This window comes from Arthrobacter sp. Z5-13 (genome assembly GCF_056499105.1).
Window position 1 is genome coordinate 3,858,750 of record NZ_CP096460.1, and the last position, 17,240, is coordinate 3,875,989.

Genomic DNA, 17,240 nt, shown 5'->3' on the forward strand with positions numbered 1-17,240 from the left:
AAGAGAAAGCACCGGTTGCCTGGCAGCCGGTGCTTCTTTTTCAGGTTTCACGTTCCGTCTTTGCGTACGGCGTAGTGATGGCCATGGGAATCTGTTTCCACCTCAAAGTGGGACAATTCTTCCTCTGAAGCCCTCTCGAACTCGTCATGCTTGTGAACAACGGGCGAATCAAAATCTCCGCGAGTGGCAGGGCCGAAGAAGAACCTAAGCCTCTCCGTCACGTTGATCAAGCCGTTCATTGCGCGAGCCACAATTACCACCCCCTTCCCCGCATTTCCCGTCCGGCAGTGCTCCTGCTGTCTGGCGGTTCCAGTGAACCAATTTTACGCCCGGAGAACCCAAAAGCCTCGGAGTTCTAATGTTGCCGGCCTGGCGGAAACTAACGGAGGGATTTGTCCCCGGGGTTTTTGGGGACGACGTAGGTGCTCCCGTCCGGGCGTTTCACCGTTTCCCACTGCTGGCTCTCGGCTTCGCGGCTAGCGAGTAGTTTCTTGTTCTCATCGGTCATTTCGTGGGAAAGGGAACTGCGATTGGCAGGGCCGAAAATCGTCCGCAGCTTTCCGGTGGCACGCATAAACCTCTGTGCCGGGTTTTCTTTTGCCGCCATCTGAAATCCTCCAGGTCTGGTCTTCTTGCCGCTCGCAGCAGACTGCTTCCTTCCCCTCAAGTGTACACTAATCATTAGTGCACTAACTATTAGGAGGACCATGGAGCAGCAGCTTGCAGCCAGCCAGGGCCAGGCGATGGATATTCAGGGGACCGACGTGCAGACCAACGACGTGCAGTCCGACGATGACGAACTCCTCCTTTTGGAGCATCAGTTGTGCTTTGCGCTTACCGTGGCTGCACGCAATGTGGTGGCAGCCTACAAACCGGTGCTGGAGAAGCTGGGGCTTACCCATCCGCAGTACCTGGTGATGTTGTGCCTGTGGGAATCCAGTCCGCGGACAGTTCGGGACATCAGCGACGCCTTGAGCCAGGAACCGGCCACTATCTCCCCGCTGCTCAAACGCTTGGAAGGCGCGGGCCTGATCACGCGTGGCCGGGCTGTCGGAAATGAGCGTGCCCTGGCCGTCGAGCTGACGGCGGCGGGAGCCGCGTTGCGCCAGAAGGCCACTGCGGTACCTGGCACCATGATGGCCCGGCTCGGTCTGACCCGGCAGCAGGCTGTCCAGCTGCACGGGTCCATGATGGACCTGATCGCAGCATCAGCGGAACCGGCGGCCGGCAAGGGTCCGGGGTGAGCTGCCGCGTCAACCGCGGCTGCCGGGATAGGCAGCGATAGAATAGGGAAAACGGAGGGGAACGGGTAATGCGCAAGGGGCTGATCCACGGGGTGCTCACGGTGTTGGCTGCCGGCGCTCTGGCAGCTTGTTCCCCGGGCGGCGGCACAGCAGGTCCAACACCGACAGGCACAGCCTCGAGCGGCGCCCCTTCTGCGTCAGCTCAGCCTTCGACTCCGCCCTCGGTCCCGCCGGACGTTGAAACTTCCGCACCGGCACCGTCTCCTCCGCTGGAATCCCCGCTTGGTACCGCGCCAGGGCAAGGCAATGCCGAACTTGCTGTCCTGGTAACCCCGTCGGAAACGGAACAGGCCATCAATTACACCCTGGTGTGCCAGGACGGAGTTCCCGCCGCGGAAAGTAAACACCCCACGGCCCAGGCCGCGTGCACAGCGCTCAAGAATAAGCCGGCACTGCTGAATCCGCCGACCCGCAGTACGGATCGTGCATGCACCCAGCAATACGGCGGCCCGCAACGCGCCACGATCACTGGAATCGTGGACGGAACACCCGTAGAAGCAAACTTTGCCCGCACAGACGGATGCGAAATAGCAGCCTGGAATGCCGCCGCGGATGTCTTGGGCCCAACCGGCGGAGCCCTCTAGCCCATGCCATCACCAAAGGCCGGCTGGCCGCAGCAGGAGCATGTGCTGCACCCCGGCCGCTGGAAAGCCCGCGAGGCAGCGCATCAGCTGCGGGTTCGTCAGTATTCGGAGCCATATCTTGCCCGCCGCTCGGCCGGGCGAAAACACCCGGTAGAGGATTTCCTCTTCACCTACTACACCCAAAAACCCGGCCAGCTGATGCGCTGGCACCCTGGGGACGCCGTCGTACTTTCCGGGCAGGAGGCGCAGCTCCGCGCCGGCTGGAAATACTACCGGCAGCTCGACGACGGCGAACTCACCGCAGCCGGGCTGCCTGCACGCAGTGTCGCGCTGGCTTTTGACAGGGATTCATTCCTGCACGAGCGGTTCGAGGCGGTACAGTTTGCCGGCGTAATCCTGCAGGGGACATCGCTCCGGCCGGGGCAGTTCGGCTGTTTCGGCCTTCACGAATGGGCCATGGTGTACCGGCAGGACAAGTTCCGGCTCCGCCACGAGTACCTGCAACTGCGGCTGGGAAGCGCGGGAACTGACCGTGTGGTGGAGGAAAACAGGATCCGGTGCTCGCATTTTGACGCCTTCCGCTTCTACACCCCCGACGCCGTTCCGCTCAACGAGCTTGCCCCAAGCCGGGAAAACCAGCGGTCCATGGAGCAGCCCGGATGCCTGCACGCCAACATGGACCTCTATAAGTGGGCCTATAAGCTCTCCCCCGCACTGCCCAGCGAACTGGTGATGGACTGTTTCGAACTGTCCTGGCGCGTCCGGGCCATGGATATGCAGGCTTCGCCCTATGACCTCGAAGAATGGGGTTATCCCGCCATCCGGATAGAGACAGCCGAAGGCAAGGCGCAATACGTGGAGCATCAAAGGTCTTTCTCGGCCGAAGCCCAGGTGTTGCGCGGGCGGCTCCTGGAGGCGCTGGAACCGTTGCTTGAAGCTGCCAGTCTTTTATCTGCGCCCTCAGGCCAACCATCGGAGTCGGACCATGAGCACCCTGCCTGATTCACCCGAGATAGATCTGACGGCAAAGGTGACCGGTCTTCCGGACGGCGGGGAGCACACCTTCCGGTTTCTGGCCCGGAACGGATCCGTTTCTCCCGAGTCCACGGTGCCGGACCCCAGCTCCGCGCTGGCCGCCGTCGAACGGTTCGGGGAGGAGATCTTCTTCGCCGTGCGCCGGACGGACATGATCTGCACTCAGCAATACGGCGGCCCCCAGCTTGCGGTGGTCACCGGCGTCCTCCACGGGCGCCGGGTCCACAGCAGGTTCAGCCTCACTGACGGATGTGAAATCGCCCGTTGGCGTGCCATGGAGCCCCTGCTGGGCGGGGCGGCCTCCCGTGGCGGCCTCGTCTAGGACTTTCCCCAAAGAATGACCCGTCAAAGGGAACGTCCCGGGCAGCGTTCGCTGCCCGGGACGTTCCCTTACTTGCTCGTGCCTATTGAGTTAGCTTCTAGACGCCCGGCACCGCATCAACGGACGACGTCGTCAGGCCACCTGCCGGTGCTGCCGCAGAGGCAGCACCCACCTTGACGCTGACCCACGTTGTGATGCCATTGGGGCCCAGGTTCAGGCGCGCGAGGTACGAGCCTTCCGTGAGGCCGGACCAGTTCACCGTAGCCGTGGTCGGGGTGCCGTTGGGTGCGACGATCGGGTTCGGGCTAACCGTCAGGTTCCCCGCGTCCCCGGCCAGGGACACAGCCTGAACGCTGGCCGTAGCAGCACCGTTCTCCGGAGTGGAGTAAAGGTTGGCCACAATGTAATAAGTGCCAGCGCGGGGGGCGTCCAGGTCCAGGAACTCGCTGGCGGATGCGGTCGCCACCTGCGTGGGCTCAAGGCCTCCCTTGCCGTCGGGCGCGTAGACCACCATGTCCCAGTCGACGTCTTCACTCTGCGCCTGGATACCCAGCCGGGTGAATTCCGTCCCTTCCGGAACTGTCACCTCGATTACAGCGTTGTGCTCGTCATTCTTGGGAGCGAACGCACCAGGGGTCTTGGTGATGGAGGTTTCAGCCAGGGGAGCCAGGCCTTCCACTCCTACAGCAATGGGCGCATCAGAACCGGAAACCAGGTCAAGGGCTCCGCTGCCTTCTCCTGTGCCGGAGCTGAAGGAGAACGACGGCGCGATCTGGGCGTCAACCGGACGGATCGCGATGGGTGAGCTGACGGTCCGCGGCCCCTTCCAGGTCAGCGTGCCGGTGCTGAACTTACCCATGGGAGCATTGATGTTCCGAATAGTGATGGTGACTTCCCGGGTTTTGCCTGCCTTGGCGAAGTTCAGGACCTGCGGCTCAACGTGGACATCGAATCCCGGCATGTTCACTTCCGGCTTGTACTTGCCCGGCACCAAAGCAGTCAGCTGGCGCTTGACTGTGACTTCTCCCACCAGGCTGCCCAAGGCGATGGACGGCAGGTTCAGGTCGCGTGCTCCAATACTGCCGGCCTCAGGCGAACCAGTGTCCATTCCCTGGCCATTGAGGAACGCGAGCCAATCCTTGACGCCCGATTCGTAAACCAACCCCGGATCGAGGACCCGGGTCGAGTCGATGTGACCGGCACCGCCTGCAAACGGATCCGTGTTCGGCGAGCCGTCAGCATTCACCAGTGGGTAAGCCGTTGTCATCATGGCTGACTTGATCATGGACGGGGTCCACTTCGGCTGCTTGCTGAGCACCAAAGCACCAAAGCCTGCAATGTGGGGAGCAGCCATGGAGGTGCCGGACATAAAGCCAAACTGAGCACCGGCATTGCCGATGGTGGATACGCCGGCCAGGACGTTGACGCCGGGAGCGGAGACGTCCGGCTTAAGGAGGTCTCCGCCGGAGGCCAGGCTTGGCCCGCGGGAGGAGAATCCGGCAATTTGGGGAACGGCCGGCAGCGGCTCACCGGTGAGGTCACCCTGGACGAGGCTGACGGTCAGTGCCGGGTTGGCGGCCAGCTTGGACTTGAGCTCAAGGCTCTTGGGTGCGTTCACGTGGACGGTGGGCAGCACATGGTTGTCGGCGTCCTCAGAACTGGCGGTGAGATTAACCAGGATCATGCCCACGCCGCCGGCCCTTTGGACTTCGAGGCTCTTGAACGTCCGGTCGATGACGCCGCGGTCACAAACCACAACCTTTCCAGCGACCTTCGCTGCATCCAGGGTGTCCGGACCGCAGAGGTTGGCCGTAGTTGCTCCGGCAGCCGCGGCGTCAGCCGCCACAACTACGGGAGCATCCTTTACCTCGGTCTTCATGATGGAGGCACCGCGGTACAGCGAGCCGTCGGAGACCTTGACCGTTCCCAGCAATTCGCTGGGGAAGGTGGAGGCTGCAACAGTTGTGAGCCAGGGGGCAGCGTGGTTGACGGTGGAAGCCGTGGGGCCCGAGTTGCCTGCCGAGGCTGAGACGAACACTCCGGCCGCTGCAGCGTTCAGGAATGCGAGGGAAACCGGGTCAGTGGTGCTGTTGGTGTTTCCTGAGATTGAGTAGTTGAGCACGTCAACGCCGTCCTTGATGGCGGCGTCGATGGCGTCGATGGAGGCCGAGGAGTAGCAGCCGCCGGTGTCGGGATCATCGTCTTCCCAGCAGATCTTGTAGACAGAAACCTTGGCCGCAGGGGCAACCCCTGAGCTCTTGCCGAAGCTCTTGCCATCGATCGTCTGTTCAACATTGGCATTGCCCGCGGCGGTGGTGGCAGTGTGCGTGCCGTGGCTGCCGACGTCGACCGGTGAAATCAGTTCCTCGGGGGCGCGGTGCTCCGGCTCCACGCCTTCCAGGAACGCGTCCGCGAAGTAGCGGGCACCGATGACTTTGGAATTGCAGTGGCTGCCGTCAAAGGCAGCTCCGGATTCGATGCCCTTCTGGCATTCACCCTGGAACGTAGTGCCGTCGGACTTCAGCATGGCAATCCGGCCGTCCTCAGTCCGGTAGGGAACGCCTACTTGTGCCTTCCCCTTGAGGGGCTGCACTGCTTCGCCGGCGAGGAACGGGTTGTCAGGCGCGTAGCCCGAATCGATGACGCCCACCACAACCCCCTTCCCTGCATTGGCCTCGCCGCCGAACTGCTTGGCCCACACCCCGTCAGGTCCGGTGAGCTTCAGAAAATCGGTGGTGGTGTAGTCCGGGGCGTTCTGCGTATCCGGGGCGACCTTGAGCACCTTGCTGTCTTTTGCCAGGTCGGCTGCCTGCTCGGCAGTGAGCTCGGCAACAAAGGCGTTCAGGGCCGCCGTGAACTGCTTCTGAGGAGTAACGCCCTCCTGCGCCGCGACCTCCCGCTGCGACTTCCGAAGATGGGCGTCGTAGGCCTTGTAATTCTGGCCCTCCGCGTCGAGTTTGCGGCCTTGCTGGGGCTTGGTGGCGGGTAAGCCCGCTGTTCCGCCTTCGTAGGCGGCCGCTGCCTTTTCGGCAAGTACCACGATGTACCGGCCATCCTGGTAAACGGTAGGGGGTTCGTTCTGGGTGGCTGTGCCGGGAGCTGCCGGCACCGCGGTGGCGGGGCTGACAGCTATGGTTCCAAGGAGGAGCGGAAGGCCAAGGGCTAACGCCGTTGCCTTCCGAATTCCTCTACCCTTTTTACCCATTGGGGTGCTGCGTCGTGGTGATTTCACGGGTGGGTGAGACCTTTCATGAGGAATGGTCCGGCGTTGCCGGTCTCAACATGGCTGGGGACAACTCGATGACAGGTCCTGTAATCAGAGTGAGACCAGCCGTGTCACACAGTACAGACTGATAGCTGAATATGACATAGCACACACATTTTGTAGCCGTTTCGTCATCTGAAAAACAAGAGACGGCATGAAAGAGATCACCTTTGACGCGACAAGACGGAAATCAACGGGGGCAAAAACAAGCGGGTGGCTCCCCCCAGTGAGAACCACCCGCGCCTGTGGGTTGCCTGCAGTGCTGGTCCTTATCCCTTGGCAGCATCGCCGTTAGCAGAGGAAGAACAGCGCGATTCCAGATCAGGCAACCGGCTTTTCAGCCCGCACATTTCACGCCAAACATCAACGCTGCCGGGCCAGATGCCGATAAGAAGAAAAATACCATTGACACAGCGAATTTACCCGCGGAATAACAACATTTAAACTCTCTAGAGGCCATTTACAGGTAGTTATTCCCGCGGTGTCCTGACAACATCACTGATCCACGCCCGCGTTTTCTCGTCCATGTCACCGGCAACATTGGTTTGCCGGGCCGCACGGTCAGCCTTCAATTTTTGAAAAACCATGCGTCCTAGTCCTGCGAAAACGGCGGCAGCCATGACGGGCAATAACAGGGATTTCGGCTTATCAACCATGGCGTCATCCTAGTGACCGGCAAGGGGCAAGACCATAGCCGCCGCCGGCCGTTGTCCAAGCCGTTGGGCCCCCGCTAAGAGTCCGGTAAACCGTGCCCTTATTCCTAACGGAACCTCCGGGCCGGTTCACACTCAACCGCCCGAATACGGCACGAGCCACTATGCCCGGTAGACTGGGCTAGCAAGCTCGCGGAGCGCCCTTTTCACGCTTTTTTGGTCTGTCCAGTCAGGCAGTCTGTCCAGTCAGGCAACAGCGGAACGGCGTGAGACGGCACCCCTCCGCTGCGCCCTTACCCAATGCTCACGCACAGGAGTTACCGGATGCCCCGGATCGTTGTTGACGTCATGCCCAAACCCGAGATTCTGGACCCGCAGGGGAAGGCAATTGTGGGTGCACTCCCCCGGCTGGGTTTCACCAGCTTCAGCTCTGTCCGCCAGGGCAAGCGCTTTGAACTGACAGTGGACGGCGAGGTGACGGATGCCGTCCTCGCACAGGCCCGTGAAGCCGCCGAGACGCTTCTGTCCAACCCGGTGATCGAGGACGTCGTCAACGTCGAGGTCGTCGAGGCCTGAAATGACTGAACTTCCCCTGATCGGCGGAGCAGCCGCGGCTCAGTCCGCCGGCTCTCCTGATAGCGGCAGGCTCGCCGGCGCCAAGATCGGCGTGATAACTTTCCCCGGCACCCTTGACGACCGCGACGCTGCACGCGCCGTCCGTCTCGCGGGCGCCACACCCGTGGCGCTCTGGCACGCGGACACCAGCCTCGGCGACGTCGACGCCGTCGTTATCCCCGGTGGATTCTCCTATGGGGACTACCTTCGGGCCGGTGCAATCGCCCGCTTTGCGCCGCTGATGTCCAGGATCATTGATGCTGCGAACTCAGACGCGAAGCTCCCGGTCCTTGGCATTTGCAACGGCTTCCAGATCCTCACGGAGTCGCATTTGCTTCCCGGGTCGATGATCAAGAACGACCATTTGAAGTTCATGTGCCGCGACCAGGTGTTGCGGGTAGAGAACAACAGCACGCACTGGACCAGCGATTACGCAACGGGGCAGGAAATTACTGTGCCGCTGAAGAACCAGGACGGCCAGTACATCGCGGACGAAAAGACACTCGACGCCCTTGAGGCTGAGGGACGTGTTGTATTCCGCTACGTCGGCTTCAACCCGAATGGCTCCCGGCGCGACATTGCAGGCATCTCCAACAAGGCTGGCAACGTGGTGGGCCTTATGCCGCACCCGGAGCACGCAGTGGAGGTTGGCTACGGCCCTGAGTCCCTGGACGGAATCGGCGGCACTGACACCGACGGGCTCGGATTCTTCACCTCCGTCCTTAACAAGATTGTGGGAGACGCCAAGTGAGCACCTCAGCTGAAACCGTCAGCAAAAAGTTCAACATCGACACCGTCGAGAACGCAGCCAAGACTCCGGACACCGAACTCCCCTGGGCCGAACTGGGCCTGAAGCAGAATGAGTTCGACGAGGTGGTGAAGGTCCTGGGCCGCCGCCCCACCGGGGCCGAGCTCGCCATGTACTCCGTGATGTGGAGCGAACACTGTTCCTATAAGTCGTCCAAGAACCACCTGCGTCAGTTTGGCGAAAAGGTTACGGACGAGATGAAGAAGGACATGCTCGTGGGCATCGGCGAGAATGCCGGTGTCACCAATCTCGGCGACGGCTGGGCCGTGACGTTCAAGATCGAGTCCCACAATTCGCCGTCGTTCGTGGAACCCTACCAGGGTGCCGCGACGGGCATTGGCGGCATTGTCCGCGACATCATCTCCATGGGTGCACGCCCGGTTGCTGTCATGGACCCGCTGCGTTTCGGAGCGATTGACCACCCGGACACGGCACGCGTTATGCACGGAGCCGTGGCAGGCATTGGCGGCTACGGTAACTCCCTGGGCCTGCCCAACATCGGCGGCGAAATGGTCTTCGATTCCGTTTACCAGGGCAACCCGCTGGTCAACGCCCTGGCTGTCGGCGTCATGCGCCACGAGGACATCCGCCTCGCCAATGCCTCCGGCAAGGGCAACAAGGTGGTCCTGTTTGGCGCCCGCACCGGTGGCGATGGAATCGGCGGCGCTTCGGTACTGGCCTCCGAGTCGTTCGACGACACCAAGCCTTCCAAGCGTCCAGCCGTCCAGGTGGGCGACCCCTTCGCTGAGAAGGTCCTGATCGAATGCTGCCTGGAGCTGTTCAAGGGTTCACTGGTTGAGGGCATCCAGGACCTTGGTGCCGCCGGTATTTCCTGCGCCACCTCCGAGCTCGCCTCCAACGGCGACGGCGGCATGGAAGTTGAGCTGACTTCCGTCCTGCTGCGTGACCCCACTCTGACCCCGGGCGAAATCCTGATGTCCGAGTCGCAGGAACGCATGATGGCCGTGGTTACGCCCGAGAACATTCCTGCTTTTGAGGCAGTGATGGACAAGTGGGCCGTTGAGTACTCATGGCTGGGAGAGGTCACCGATACCGGCCGCCTGATCATCACCTGGGAAGGTGAGGTCATTGTCGACGTGGACCCGCGCACTGTGGCCCACGACGGCCCGGTCTACGATCGTCCTTATGCCCGCCCTGAATGGCAGGACGCGGTGCAGGCCGATTCATTCACCGGTTCCGTTCAGGATGCGGGCCGCCCGTCCGCTCCGGCTGAACTGGCTGCGGCTGTCACCGAGCTCATCTCCTCACCGAACATGTGCGACAAGTCCTGGATCACCAACCAGTACGACCGCTACGTCGGCGGCAACACGGCCATGGCCATGCCGGACGATGCCGGTGTGGTCCGTGTGGACGAGGAGACCGGGCTTGGCGTGGCCTTGGCCACCGATGCCAACGGCCGCTACACCTACCTCGACCCCTACCACGGCGCACAGTTGGCGCTGGCCGAGGCCTACCGCAACGTTGCCACCGCCGGGGCCGTGCCCATGGCCGTCAGCGACTGCCTGAACTTCGGTTCTCCCGAGGATCCCGATGTCATGTGGCAGCTGGCTGAGGCCATCCGCGGCCTGTCCGACGCCTGCATGGTGTTGGGCATCCCGGTCACCGGCGGCAACGTCTCGCTGTACAACCAGACGGGCAGCACTCCGATTCACCCCTCCCCCGTGGTGGCCGTTCTGGGCAAGCTCGACGACGTCGCCCGCCGCACGCCGTCGGGTTGGCGCGAAGACGGCCAGGCCATCTACCTGCTCGGCACCACCGCAGCAGAACTTGACGGCTCGGAGTGGTCCAACCTGCGCGGACACCTCGGCGGCCTGCCACCCAAGGTTGACCTTGCTGCCGAACGCGCACTGGGCGAAATCCTGATCAACGCATCCCGTGATGGCATGATCGACTCGGCCCACGACCTCTCCGAAGGCGGCCTTGCCGCGGCCCTCGTTGAGTCATCGTTGCGGTACGGGGTTGGCGCACGCATCGCTCTGCAGGATGTTCTGGACCGCGACGGCGTTGACCTGTTCACGGCGCTGTTCTCCGAGTCCCAAGGCCGTGCCGTTGTGGCTGTGCCCCGCTCAGAGGAGATCCGCTTCAAGGACATGTGCACTGCCCGCAACTTCGAGCACCTCCGGATTGGTGTGGTGGACGCTGCCAGCGGCCAGCTGGAGATCAACGGCGTCGAGCCTTTGCCGCTTGACTCACTCCGCGAAGCCCACGAGGCCACCCTGCCGAAGTACTTCGACTGAGCTTCTCTATCGATTGCTCCGTAACTGCCCTTTTGAACGCTCAGAAGGGCAGTTACGGAGCAATCGTTTCTTAATCAGTGACCACGCCTCCAGCCAGCCATGATTAGAGCCACTCGTACCTTTGCCGCGGCTGGCTTCGCTTCCTCCATCATGTGCCGTTTGGAGATGCGGATCTCAGTCCAGCCAAGCTCCGCGTAGCGTTCCGAACGGGCAATGTCGCGGACAATTTGCCCTTCTTCACTGTGGTGGTCCCCCTCGTACTCGACGCCGATCTTGTACTCGCGATATGACAGGTCGGGCTCGTGATGGCTGGTTCCATCACTGCTGACAATGGGCACGTTGAGCTCCGGTTCGGGAAGACCTGCCCTCACAAGTGCCAGCCGCAGCAGGGACTCCTGAGCAGAATCCGCCCCCACCCGGATGAACTTGATGGCCTCTTTGGCTTTCCGCAGCCCCCGCTTTCCCTTGTGGCGGTCGATCATGCGCTGAAGGTCCGCGATGCTGCACAACGGCACGTCCCGTCCCTCCAGGGACAACCGGGGTATACGGACGCAGCTGTCCCCCATGGCAACCAGTTCATCGACGGTGAGCATCTCGGCCATGTCCAGCCAAGTGCGCTCCGGCGTGGTCACTGGGATTCCATCCACACCAGTAATCTCGTCCTCACAGAGCTTCATCCGATGGACAATGACGTGCGGACGGTCGAGATGGGCCGTTCCTTCCTGCCTGGCAACGTGGTACATCTGTGTTGCCTCCTTTTGCCGACGGCGCGGAAGCGACAAGAGTTCCACGGCGGTGAGGTGGGATGCAGTGCATCCGGTGTTGACCTCAATGAAGGGCCGCACCCGGACGCTCAAGGGGAGGTCCGCCGTCGGGCTTTCCGAACGGATGCCTCGTCCCAAGGCCGTCAACGACTCGTGGCGCAAACGTTTGGCAGACAAGCCGGCACGGCTGGCCTCGGTAACGGTGAATGGCCGACCCTGCAGCTCGGGAGGGAGTGGGCGAGCAGTTTTCATGGACCAATAACAGCAGAAGGCCAGAAATGCCGCGGAAGTTATCCACACCCGTCGTCGATTGCTCCGTAACTGCCCTTTTGAACGCTCAGAAGGGCAGTTACGGAGCAATCGGATGGGGAGGGTCAATCTTCGCTGTTCAGTTCGCGCCGACGTGCGCTGAGCAGCTCCACTTCCGGGCGGGCTGCGACAAATCGTTCGACGGCGTCGAGCACCTCAACGATGTGCACCCGGTCGGCCGCCACCAACCCGGCACCAATGGCGCTCCTCCGATGTTGGTCCTGGAAGTCTGCCTCGGCCACGGAGACGTCAAACCTGCGTTTGACCTCGGCGATCAAAGGGCGCACCACCGAACGTTTTTCCTTCAGGCTATGAACGTCGCCAAGCAGGAGGTCGAATTCAATCCAGCCGATCCACATGCTCCATTATCCGCACGCAGCAGTGGGTCCCCAAGGTGATCAGAAAGACGCAGTGTGCCGCCCTTTATTTTGCTGCCGTTAGAGCTTGTTCGCATTGACCGATAGCCTCACGTGCCTCCTGCTGCTGGCGTGGCGTCCCCACCCGCTCGGCCCATTGCTCGGCGAGCTGGAACTCCACCATCGCCTCCGTGGAACGTCCGGCACGGTGAAGAATCCATCCAAGATTGCTGTGCAGCTCAACCATCCAGCGCTTGGTCCGCTCGTCGTGGACTGTTGAGGCGTACTCCAGGGCACTCCTCGTCCAGGCCTCAGCGTGTGCCGAGTCTGCTATCGCCAGCATGTGTAATGCATCGACGGCGAGGAAGTCCTCACTCAGGTGATCGGCGAGTTCAGCAGCCTGTTCGAACAAAGGCACGGCCATCGCTTCATGCCGGCTGGAATTCAGGAGTCGGCCGCGTTCAAGGAGCACCCGGACAGCAACCGTCGGTTCATCGCCGTCGATGGTATCCAGCAGGGCATCCGCTTCCTCGAAGCGGCCTTGAAGACCAATGGCCCGCCCCAGCTGCGTTGCGAGTTCAGCCCGCTCGTCGGCGTCGTACTTGTCCTCTGCCATTGCCGCACGGAAGTGCGCCTCGGAGGCTGCGGGGTCATCGAAGTTCCACAGGTGGTCAAGGTCTTTCTGCTCCAGCATTGACTGCTCCTGATCAGCTCGCGAACATTACGCTTTGGTGATTATTCCGTTGGATTGGCAAGGCGGGCCCAGCCCAGCTGCTCTTGCTGCTTGCGGCTCAGCGATGCCACCACCAGATCGTAGGAATCCTCCACCATGTCCCGGATCATGTCATCCGGCAGGGAACCATCCAATCGGACGCCATTCCAGTGGGTTTTATTCATGTGCCACGCACCCGTAATCTCCGGATGCGCCGTCCTCAGCTGTTCGGCGAGGACGGGATCGCACTTCAGGCTTACCGACCAGTTCTCCGGATCCATCGAGGACAACGCGAACATTTTTGCATGCTGGGTGGCTCCGCCTGAAATTGCCGCCCGGACTTTGAACACCGAGAACTCCGGCCCGAAGGGAAAGTCCTCAAAAGCTCCGGGAAAACCCAGGCATATCGCCCGAAGTGAAGCCACGTCCATAAGCCGAGCCTACTGTTAGTCTGCGATGCCAGGTACAGGGGCAGCCTTCAGGCGCCACGACTCCTGCGCAGGGCAGAGATTCATAACCACCTCCAGGCCGGCAGCCTTGGCCCGTTGCGCCGCTGCCTCATCAATGACCCCCAGCTGGAGCCAGACCGCCTTCGCGCCTACGGAAATGGCCTGATCCACCACATCCCCCACCCTTTGGGAATTTACAAAACAATCCACGACGTCGACGGGCAGCTTTTCTGACGGAATGTCACCCAAGCGTGAATAACCAACCTCGCCGTGGACGGTATCCGCCGGAAGGTTGATGGGGATGATTTCCATGCCCATGCGGTCCCTTATGAACAGGGATGTGTCGTAGGCGGCCCGCCACTCATTGGAGGTGAGGCCGACGATGGCCCATCTCCCGGGCGTGAGCATCAGGCGTTCGACTACATCCGGATCGTTAACGTGCGCCATGATCCCCAGCCTACGCTGGCAGCCCAGAGCTGCCCGGCCGCCGCTCCGCACCCGGAGCGCTGGACGGGGGCGAGTCCGACGCTGTTCAGCGGCGGTTTTTCTTAAGCCAAGTACCAACGGCGCCCGTGGCTGATCCGATCGACTGGGTTGGGAGTGTTTGCGAAAAATGGCGGCCACTGGGGAGCTGGCTTGGCACCGATGCAGTGGTTTGCTTCGCAATCCGATCCAGGCCCTTCACTACGGCATCTGGCAGGGCAGCGGCGGATCCCCACACCTTGTCACCTTGCCCCTTTCCCTCGGGAGTGGCCGGAGCCACGTGACGGCCGGAGCGTGGGGGATCCTTGACCGCGGCCAAACCGGCTCCACCTTTGACGCTTTCGGGGGGAGTAGCTCCGGCCTCTTCATCGGCCTGGGTTCCGGGACCCGGCACCGCGGAGGAAGGACCTTGGAATGACTGCCCAGGGCGTGCAGGGGCCTCCGAAATTGGTACGGAGGTGCCGCTGAGGGGATCTGCCTGGCGCGGGTCCCCGCCGCCGTCCAGGTCCTGGACCGATACGAGGCCCTGACGGATCCCCGGATTCGGGATGGTAGCCGCAACCCCGCTGACACCCAATCCCATGCCGGCGATGACTGCCACGGAAACCACCGTGGGACGATGCCTGCGCAGGGGGCGCTTGCGTGCCAATTCGTCAGCACTGGGAGCCAACATGGCGGCCAGTTGGGCGTTGGGTTTCGGCAAAGGCAAGTCAGCCAGGGAATGGAGACCGAGGAGAGCGGCCCTGAGCTCGGGCACATCGGCATGTCCGGCGTCGAGCAGGAGCTCGTCCACCGTTAAGTAGGCCGTTTTGTCCGAGTTAGTCATTGCGCCACATACTCCTTCACGGCTGAATGCTCACGGAGTTGGTCCAATGCACGTCTCTGAAGCTGCTTCACCGCTCCTGCGCTCTTCCCCATGATTTTTGCAACCTGATCCACAGTGAGGTCGGCAATGATACGGAGCGTCAGGACTTCCTTCTGGTCTTCGCCCAGCACGTTCAGCAACTGCAGCACCTCCCCCGGTGAAACCCTCGAGAGCGCGTCGCTCTCTGCAGATCCTGACTCCCGGGGATCCAGTTCCGGTTCAAAACTCTGCCTTAACGGTGTCCGGCTCTGACGGCGGTGGTCATCAACCATGCGGGCGTGGGCGACGGAGAATACAAACGTCCGCAAACCGCCCACTCCTCCACTGATGGAATCAATACGCGGGAGAACAGCCAGGAATACATCCTGCATAGTGGCCTCCGGATCCTCTACGCCGCGGACCGTCAGGTATCCAAGGACTTGTGAGGCATAGCTGCGGTACACGGCATTGAAAAGCTCGAAGTCACGTCCCCGAAGGGCGTTTAACGATTCGTCAGTCAGCGCGTCAGTCACAGACCTAGGCTTTCGTTCCGGGGAGGATGGCTACATCATTGTAGGGGTATGGCTGGCCATCTGCGACGAATTTCTGCGCACTAACTTTACTTTCGGTAACCACCCCCGTGTGAAAGCGGTTACCGCTAACAAACATTACAAAAGGGCCGGGTTGGAACATGATGGGGGACAAATTCCAGCCCGGCACCTCTTGGTGGTTAAAGCGCCGGTTCGAACATGATGGGGGACAAATTCCAAGCCGGCGTTTCATAGTGGTAATCGTCACGGAGACAGCAAGGGTTACGCCAAACCAGAAAAACTTTTAAGACTTTTTACAGGCCCTGATTGCGACGCCGGCGGGCCACCTTTCCAGGTGACCCGCCGGCGTCGTGTTTTCGGTTGCGTCAGTCGTTGATGAGGTCGTTGACCACAATGGTCTGGTCCCGGTCAGGGCCAACACCGATAGCCGAGAAGCGCGTCCCTGAGAGCTTCTCCAGGGCCAAGACATAGTTGCGCGCATTCTCGGGGAGATCCTCGAGGGTGCGGGCAGCCGTGATGTCCTCGGTCCAGCCCTCGAAGTACTCGAAGATGGGCTTGGCGTGGTGGAATTCGGTCTGGGTCATGGGCATCTCATCGTGGCGGACGCCGTCCACGTCATATGCGACACATACAGGAATCTGCTCGATGCCGGTGAGGACGTCCAGCTTGGTGACGAAGTAGTCCGTGAAACCGTTGACGCGCGAAGCGTGGCGGGCCAGGACGGCGTCATACCAGCCGCAGCGGCGGGGCCGTCCGGTGTTGACGCCGAACTCGCCGCCGGTCTTCTGCAGGTACACGCCCATCTCATCAAAGAGTTCGGTGGGGAACGGACCGGCTCCAACGCGTGTGGTGTAAGCCTTGATGATGCCGATGGAGCGCGAAATGCGGGTAGGGCCAATGCCGGAACCGACCGAGGCGCCGCCGGCCGTGGGGTTGGAGGACGTAACGAACGGGTAGGTGCCGTGGTCGACGTCGAGGAACGTGGCCTGGCCGCCTTCCATCAGCACTACCTTGCCTTCGTCCAGGGCTTTGTTCAGGACCAGAGTGCTGTCGATAACCAGCGGACGCAGGCGATCGGCGAACGAGAGGAAGTAGTCCACGATCTCGTCCACTTCGATATCGCGCCTGTTGTAGACCTTGACCAGGAGTTCGTTCTTCTGGCGCAGGGATCCCTCCACCTTCTGGCGAAGGATGGAGGCATCAAACACGTCCTGGACGCGGATGCCGAGGCGGGCCACTTTGTCCATGTAGGCAGGACCGATTCCGCGGCCGGTGGTGCCAATGGCACGGCTGCCCAGGAAACGTTCCGTCACCTTGTCCAGTACCTGGTGGTAAGGCGCAACCAGATGGGCGTTGGCGGAGACCCGCAGCTTGGAGGTGTCAGCGCCGCGGGCTTGAAGCCCGTCAATCTCCTGGAACAGGGCTTCGAGGTTCACCACACAACCGTTGCCGATGACCGGGACGGCGTTTGGGCTCAGGATGCCGGCAGGAAGGAGCTTGAGCTCATACTTCTCACCGCCCACGACGACGGTATGCCCGGCGTTGTTGCCGCCGTTCGGCTTGACCACGTAGTCCACGCGTCCGCCAAGCAGGTCAGTGGCTTTACCTTTGCCTTCGTCGCCCCATTGGGCTCCGACGATCACGATTGCTGGCATGGGATCCTCCCCCATTCGTTCGGGCAATTCCGCAGGCAACCCATTCAGTCAGGTCAGCCACGGTCCTGCGCCGTTCATGAGAATGCCCCGAATTCACCGCAGTGCCCTTGGCCAGTAGACCGACGGGCAAATGCAAGAGATCCGGGGCTCTTACGACCCAAGTTTAGCCGATGCCGGTGGCAAGCAGCGTGCACTGTTTCACTGAGTGCCACTCCTGCCCTTGTGAGGGCCGTTACGTGGCATCGCCAGCGGAGAGCCCACATTTTGTGGAGC

19 protein-coding genes are annotated in these 17,240 nt (G+C 61.8%); 7 read left to right on the top strand and 12 right to left on the bottom strand.

Annotation, left to right across the window (positions count from 1 at the left end):
• Positions 1-47: 47 nt before the first annotated feature.
• A complete protein-coding gene (locus M1E02_RS17910) occupies positions 48-239 on the bottom strand; it encodes a hypothetical protein (protein ID WP_479375535.1) in 192 nt (63 codons plus the stop codon).
• Positions 240-379: 140 nt separating this feature from the next.
• Positions 380-607: a hypothetical protein gene (locus M1E02_RS17915; protein ID WP_479375536.1), complete on the bottom strand. Its 228-nt coding sequence runs from the start codon at positions 605-607 to the stop codon at positions 380-382.
• Between the two features lie 136 nt (positions 608-743).
• Between M1E02_RS17915 and M1E02_RS17920 the strand changes: the two genes are divergently transcribed.
• From M1E02_RS17920 to M1E02_RS17935, 4 genes are all read left to right on the top strand, one after another.
• Positions 744-1,244 carry a MarR family winged helix-turn-helix transcriptional regulator gene (locus M1E02_RS17920; protein ID WP_479378211.1) on the top strand — a complete coding sequence of 167 codons (501 nt, stop codon included), beginning with the start codon at positions 744-746 and terminating at the stop codon, positions 1,242-1,244.
• A gap of 68 nt (positions 1,245-1,312) precedes the next feature.
• Positions 1,313-1,888 (top strand): SSI family serine proteinase inhibitor, encoded by a 576-nt coding sequence (locus tag M1E02_RS17925; protein ID WP_479375537.1) that lies wholly within the window; start codon positions 1,313-1,315, stop codon positions 1,886-1,888.
• Between the two features lie 3 nt (positions 1,889-1,891).
• Complete coding sequence (locus tag M1E02_RS17930) at positions 1,892-2,890, top strand: 3-methyladenine DNA glycosylase (protein ID WP_479375538.1); 999 nt, start codon at positions 1,892-1,894, stop codon at positions 2,888-2,890.
• Positions 2,874-3,245, top strand: a complete 372-nt coding sequence (locus M1E02_RS17935) for a serine protease inhibitor (protein ID WP_479375539.1) — start codon at positions 2,874-2,876, stop codon at positions 3,243-3,245. The genes M1E02_RS17930 and M1E02_RS17935 overlap by 17 nt, the downstream gene beginning before the upstream one ends.
• Positions 3,246-3,342: 97 nt before the next feature.
• Here the strand turns inward: M1E02_RS17935 and M1E02_RS17940 are convergent, their stop codons facing one another.
• Both M1E02_RS17940 and M1E02_RS17945 read right to left on the bottom strand, forming a co-directional pair.
• The gene (locus M1E02_RS17940) at positions 3,343-6,450 is read right to left on the bottom strand and encodes a S8 family serine peptidase (RefSeq protein ID WP_479378212.1); all 3,108 of its coding nucleotides are present in this window, start codon (positions 6,448-6,450) and stop codon (positions 3,343-3,345) included.
• A 530-nt stretch (positions 6,451-6,980) separates the two neighbouring features.
• Positions 6,981-7,166, bottom strand: a complete 186-nt coding sequence (locus M1E02_RS17945) for a hypothetical protein (RefSeq protein WP_479375540.1) — start codon at positions 7,164-7,166, stop codon at positions 6,981-6,983.
• Positions 7,167-7,487: 321 nt separating this feature from the next.
• Here M1E02_RS17945 and purS point away from each other — a divergent pair, with 321 nt between their 5' ends.
• The 3 genes from purS to purL are packed head-to-tail and all read left to right on the top strand — an operon-like array spanning position 7,488 to position 10,844.
• A complete protein-coding gene (purS, locus tag M1E02_RS17950; protein ID WP_247046177.1) occupies positions 7,488-7,739 on the top strand; it encodes a phosphoribosylformylglycinamidine synthase subunit PurS in 252 nt (83 codons plus the stop codon).
• 1 nt (position 7,740) lies between these two features.
• Positions 7,741-8,529, top strand: coding sequence for a phosphoribosylformylglycinamidine synthase subunit PurQ (gene purQ / locus M1E02_RS17955; RefSeq protein WP_479375541.1), 789 nt, complete (start codon positions 7,741-7,743; stop codon positions 8,527-8,529).
• Entirely contained in the window at positions 8,526-10,844 is a 2,319-nt protein-coding gene (gene purL / locus M1E02_RS17960) for a phosphoribosylformylglycinamidine synthase subunit PurL (protein WP_479375542.1), read from the top strand. The genes purQ and purL overlap by 4 nt, the downstream gene beginning before the upstream one ends.
• Before the next feature lie 74 nt (positions 10,845-10,918).
• Here the strand turns inward: purL and M1E02_RS17965 are convergent, their stop codons facing one another.
• The 8 genes from M1E02_RS17965 to M1E02_RS18000 form a co-directional block, all read right to left on the bottom strand.
• A complete protein-coding gene (locus M1E02_RS17965) occupies positions 10,919-11,860 on the bottom strand; it encodes a hypothetical protein (protein WP_479375543.1) in 942 nt (313 codons plus the stop codon).
• A gap of 122 nt (positions 11,861-11,982) precedes the next feature.
• Positions 11,983-12,276, bottom strand: a complete 294-nt coding sequence (locus M1E02_RS17970) for a DUF503 domain-containing protein (RefSeq protein WP_479375544.1) — start codon at positions 12,274-12,276, stop codon at positions 11,983-11,985.
• A gap of 64 nt (positions 12,277-12,340) precedes the next feature.
• Positions 12,341-12,967, bottom strand: a complete 627-nt coding sequence (locus M1E02_RS17975; protein ID WP_479375545.1) for a hypothetical protein — start codon at positions 12,965-12,967, stop codon at positions 12,341-12,343.
• Positions 12,968-13,008: 41 nt separating this feature from the next.
• Positions 13,009-13,416, bottom strand: coding sequence for an MmcQ/YjbR family DNA-binding protein (locus tag M1E02_RS17980; protein ID WP_479375546.1), 408 nt, complete (start codon positions 13,414-13,416; stop codon positions 13,009-13,011).
• 15 nt (positions 13,417-13,431) lie between these two features.
• Positions 13,432-13,881: a CoA-binding protein gene (locus M1E02_RS17985; RefSeq protein ID WP_479375547.1), complete on the bottom strand. Its 450-nt coding sequence runs from the start codon at positions 13,879-13,881 to the stop codon at positions 13,432-13,434.
• Between the two features lie 85 nt (positions 13,882-13,966).
• On the bottom strand, positions 13,967-14,743 hold the full coding sequence (locus tag M1E02_RS17990) for a hypothetical protein (RefSeq protein ID WP_479375548.1): 777 nt from the start codon (positions 14,741-14,743) through the stop codon (positions 13,967-13,969).
• On the bottom strand, positions 14,740-15,294 hold the full coding sequence (locus M1E02_RS17995) for an RNA polymerase sigma factor (protein ID WP_479375549.1): 555 nt from the start codon (positions 15,292-15,294) through the stop codon (positions 14,740-14,742). The genes M1E02_RS17990 and M1E02_RS17995 overlap by 4 nt, the downstream gene beginning before the upstream one ends.
• 383 nt (positions 15,295-15,677) lie before the next feature.
• A complete protein-coding gene (locus M1E02_RS18000; RefSeq protein ID WP_479375550.1) occupies positions 15,678-16,967 on the bottom strand; it encodes an adenylosuccinate synthase in 1,290 nt (429 codons plus the stop codon).
• Positions 16,968-17,240: the final 273 nt, after the last annotated feature.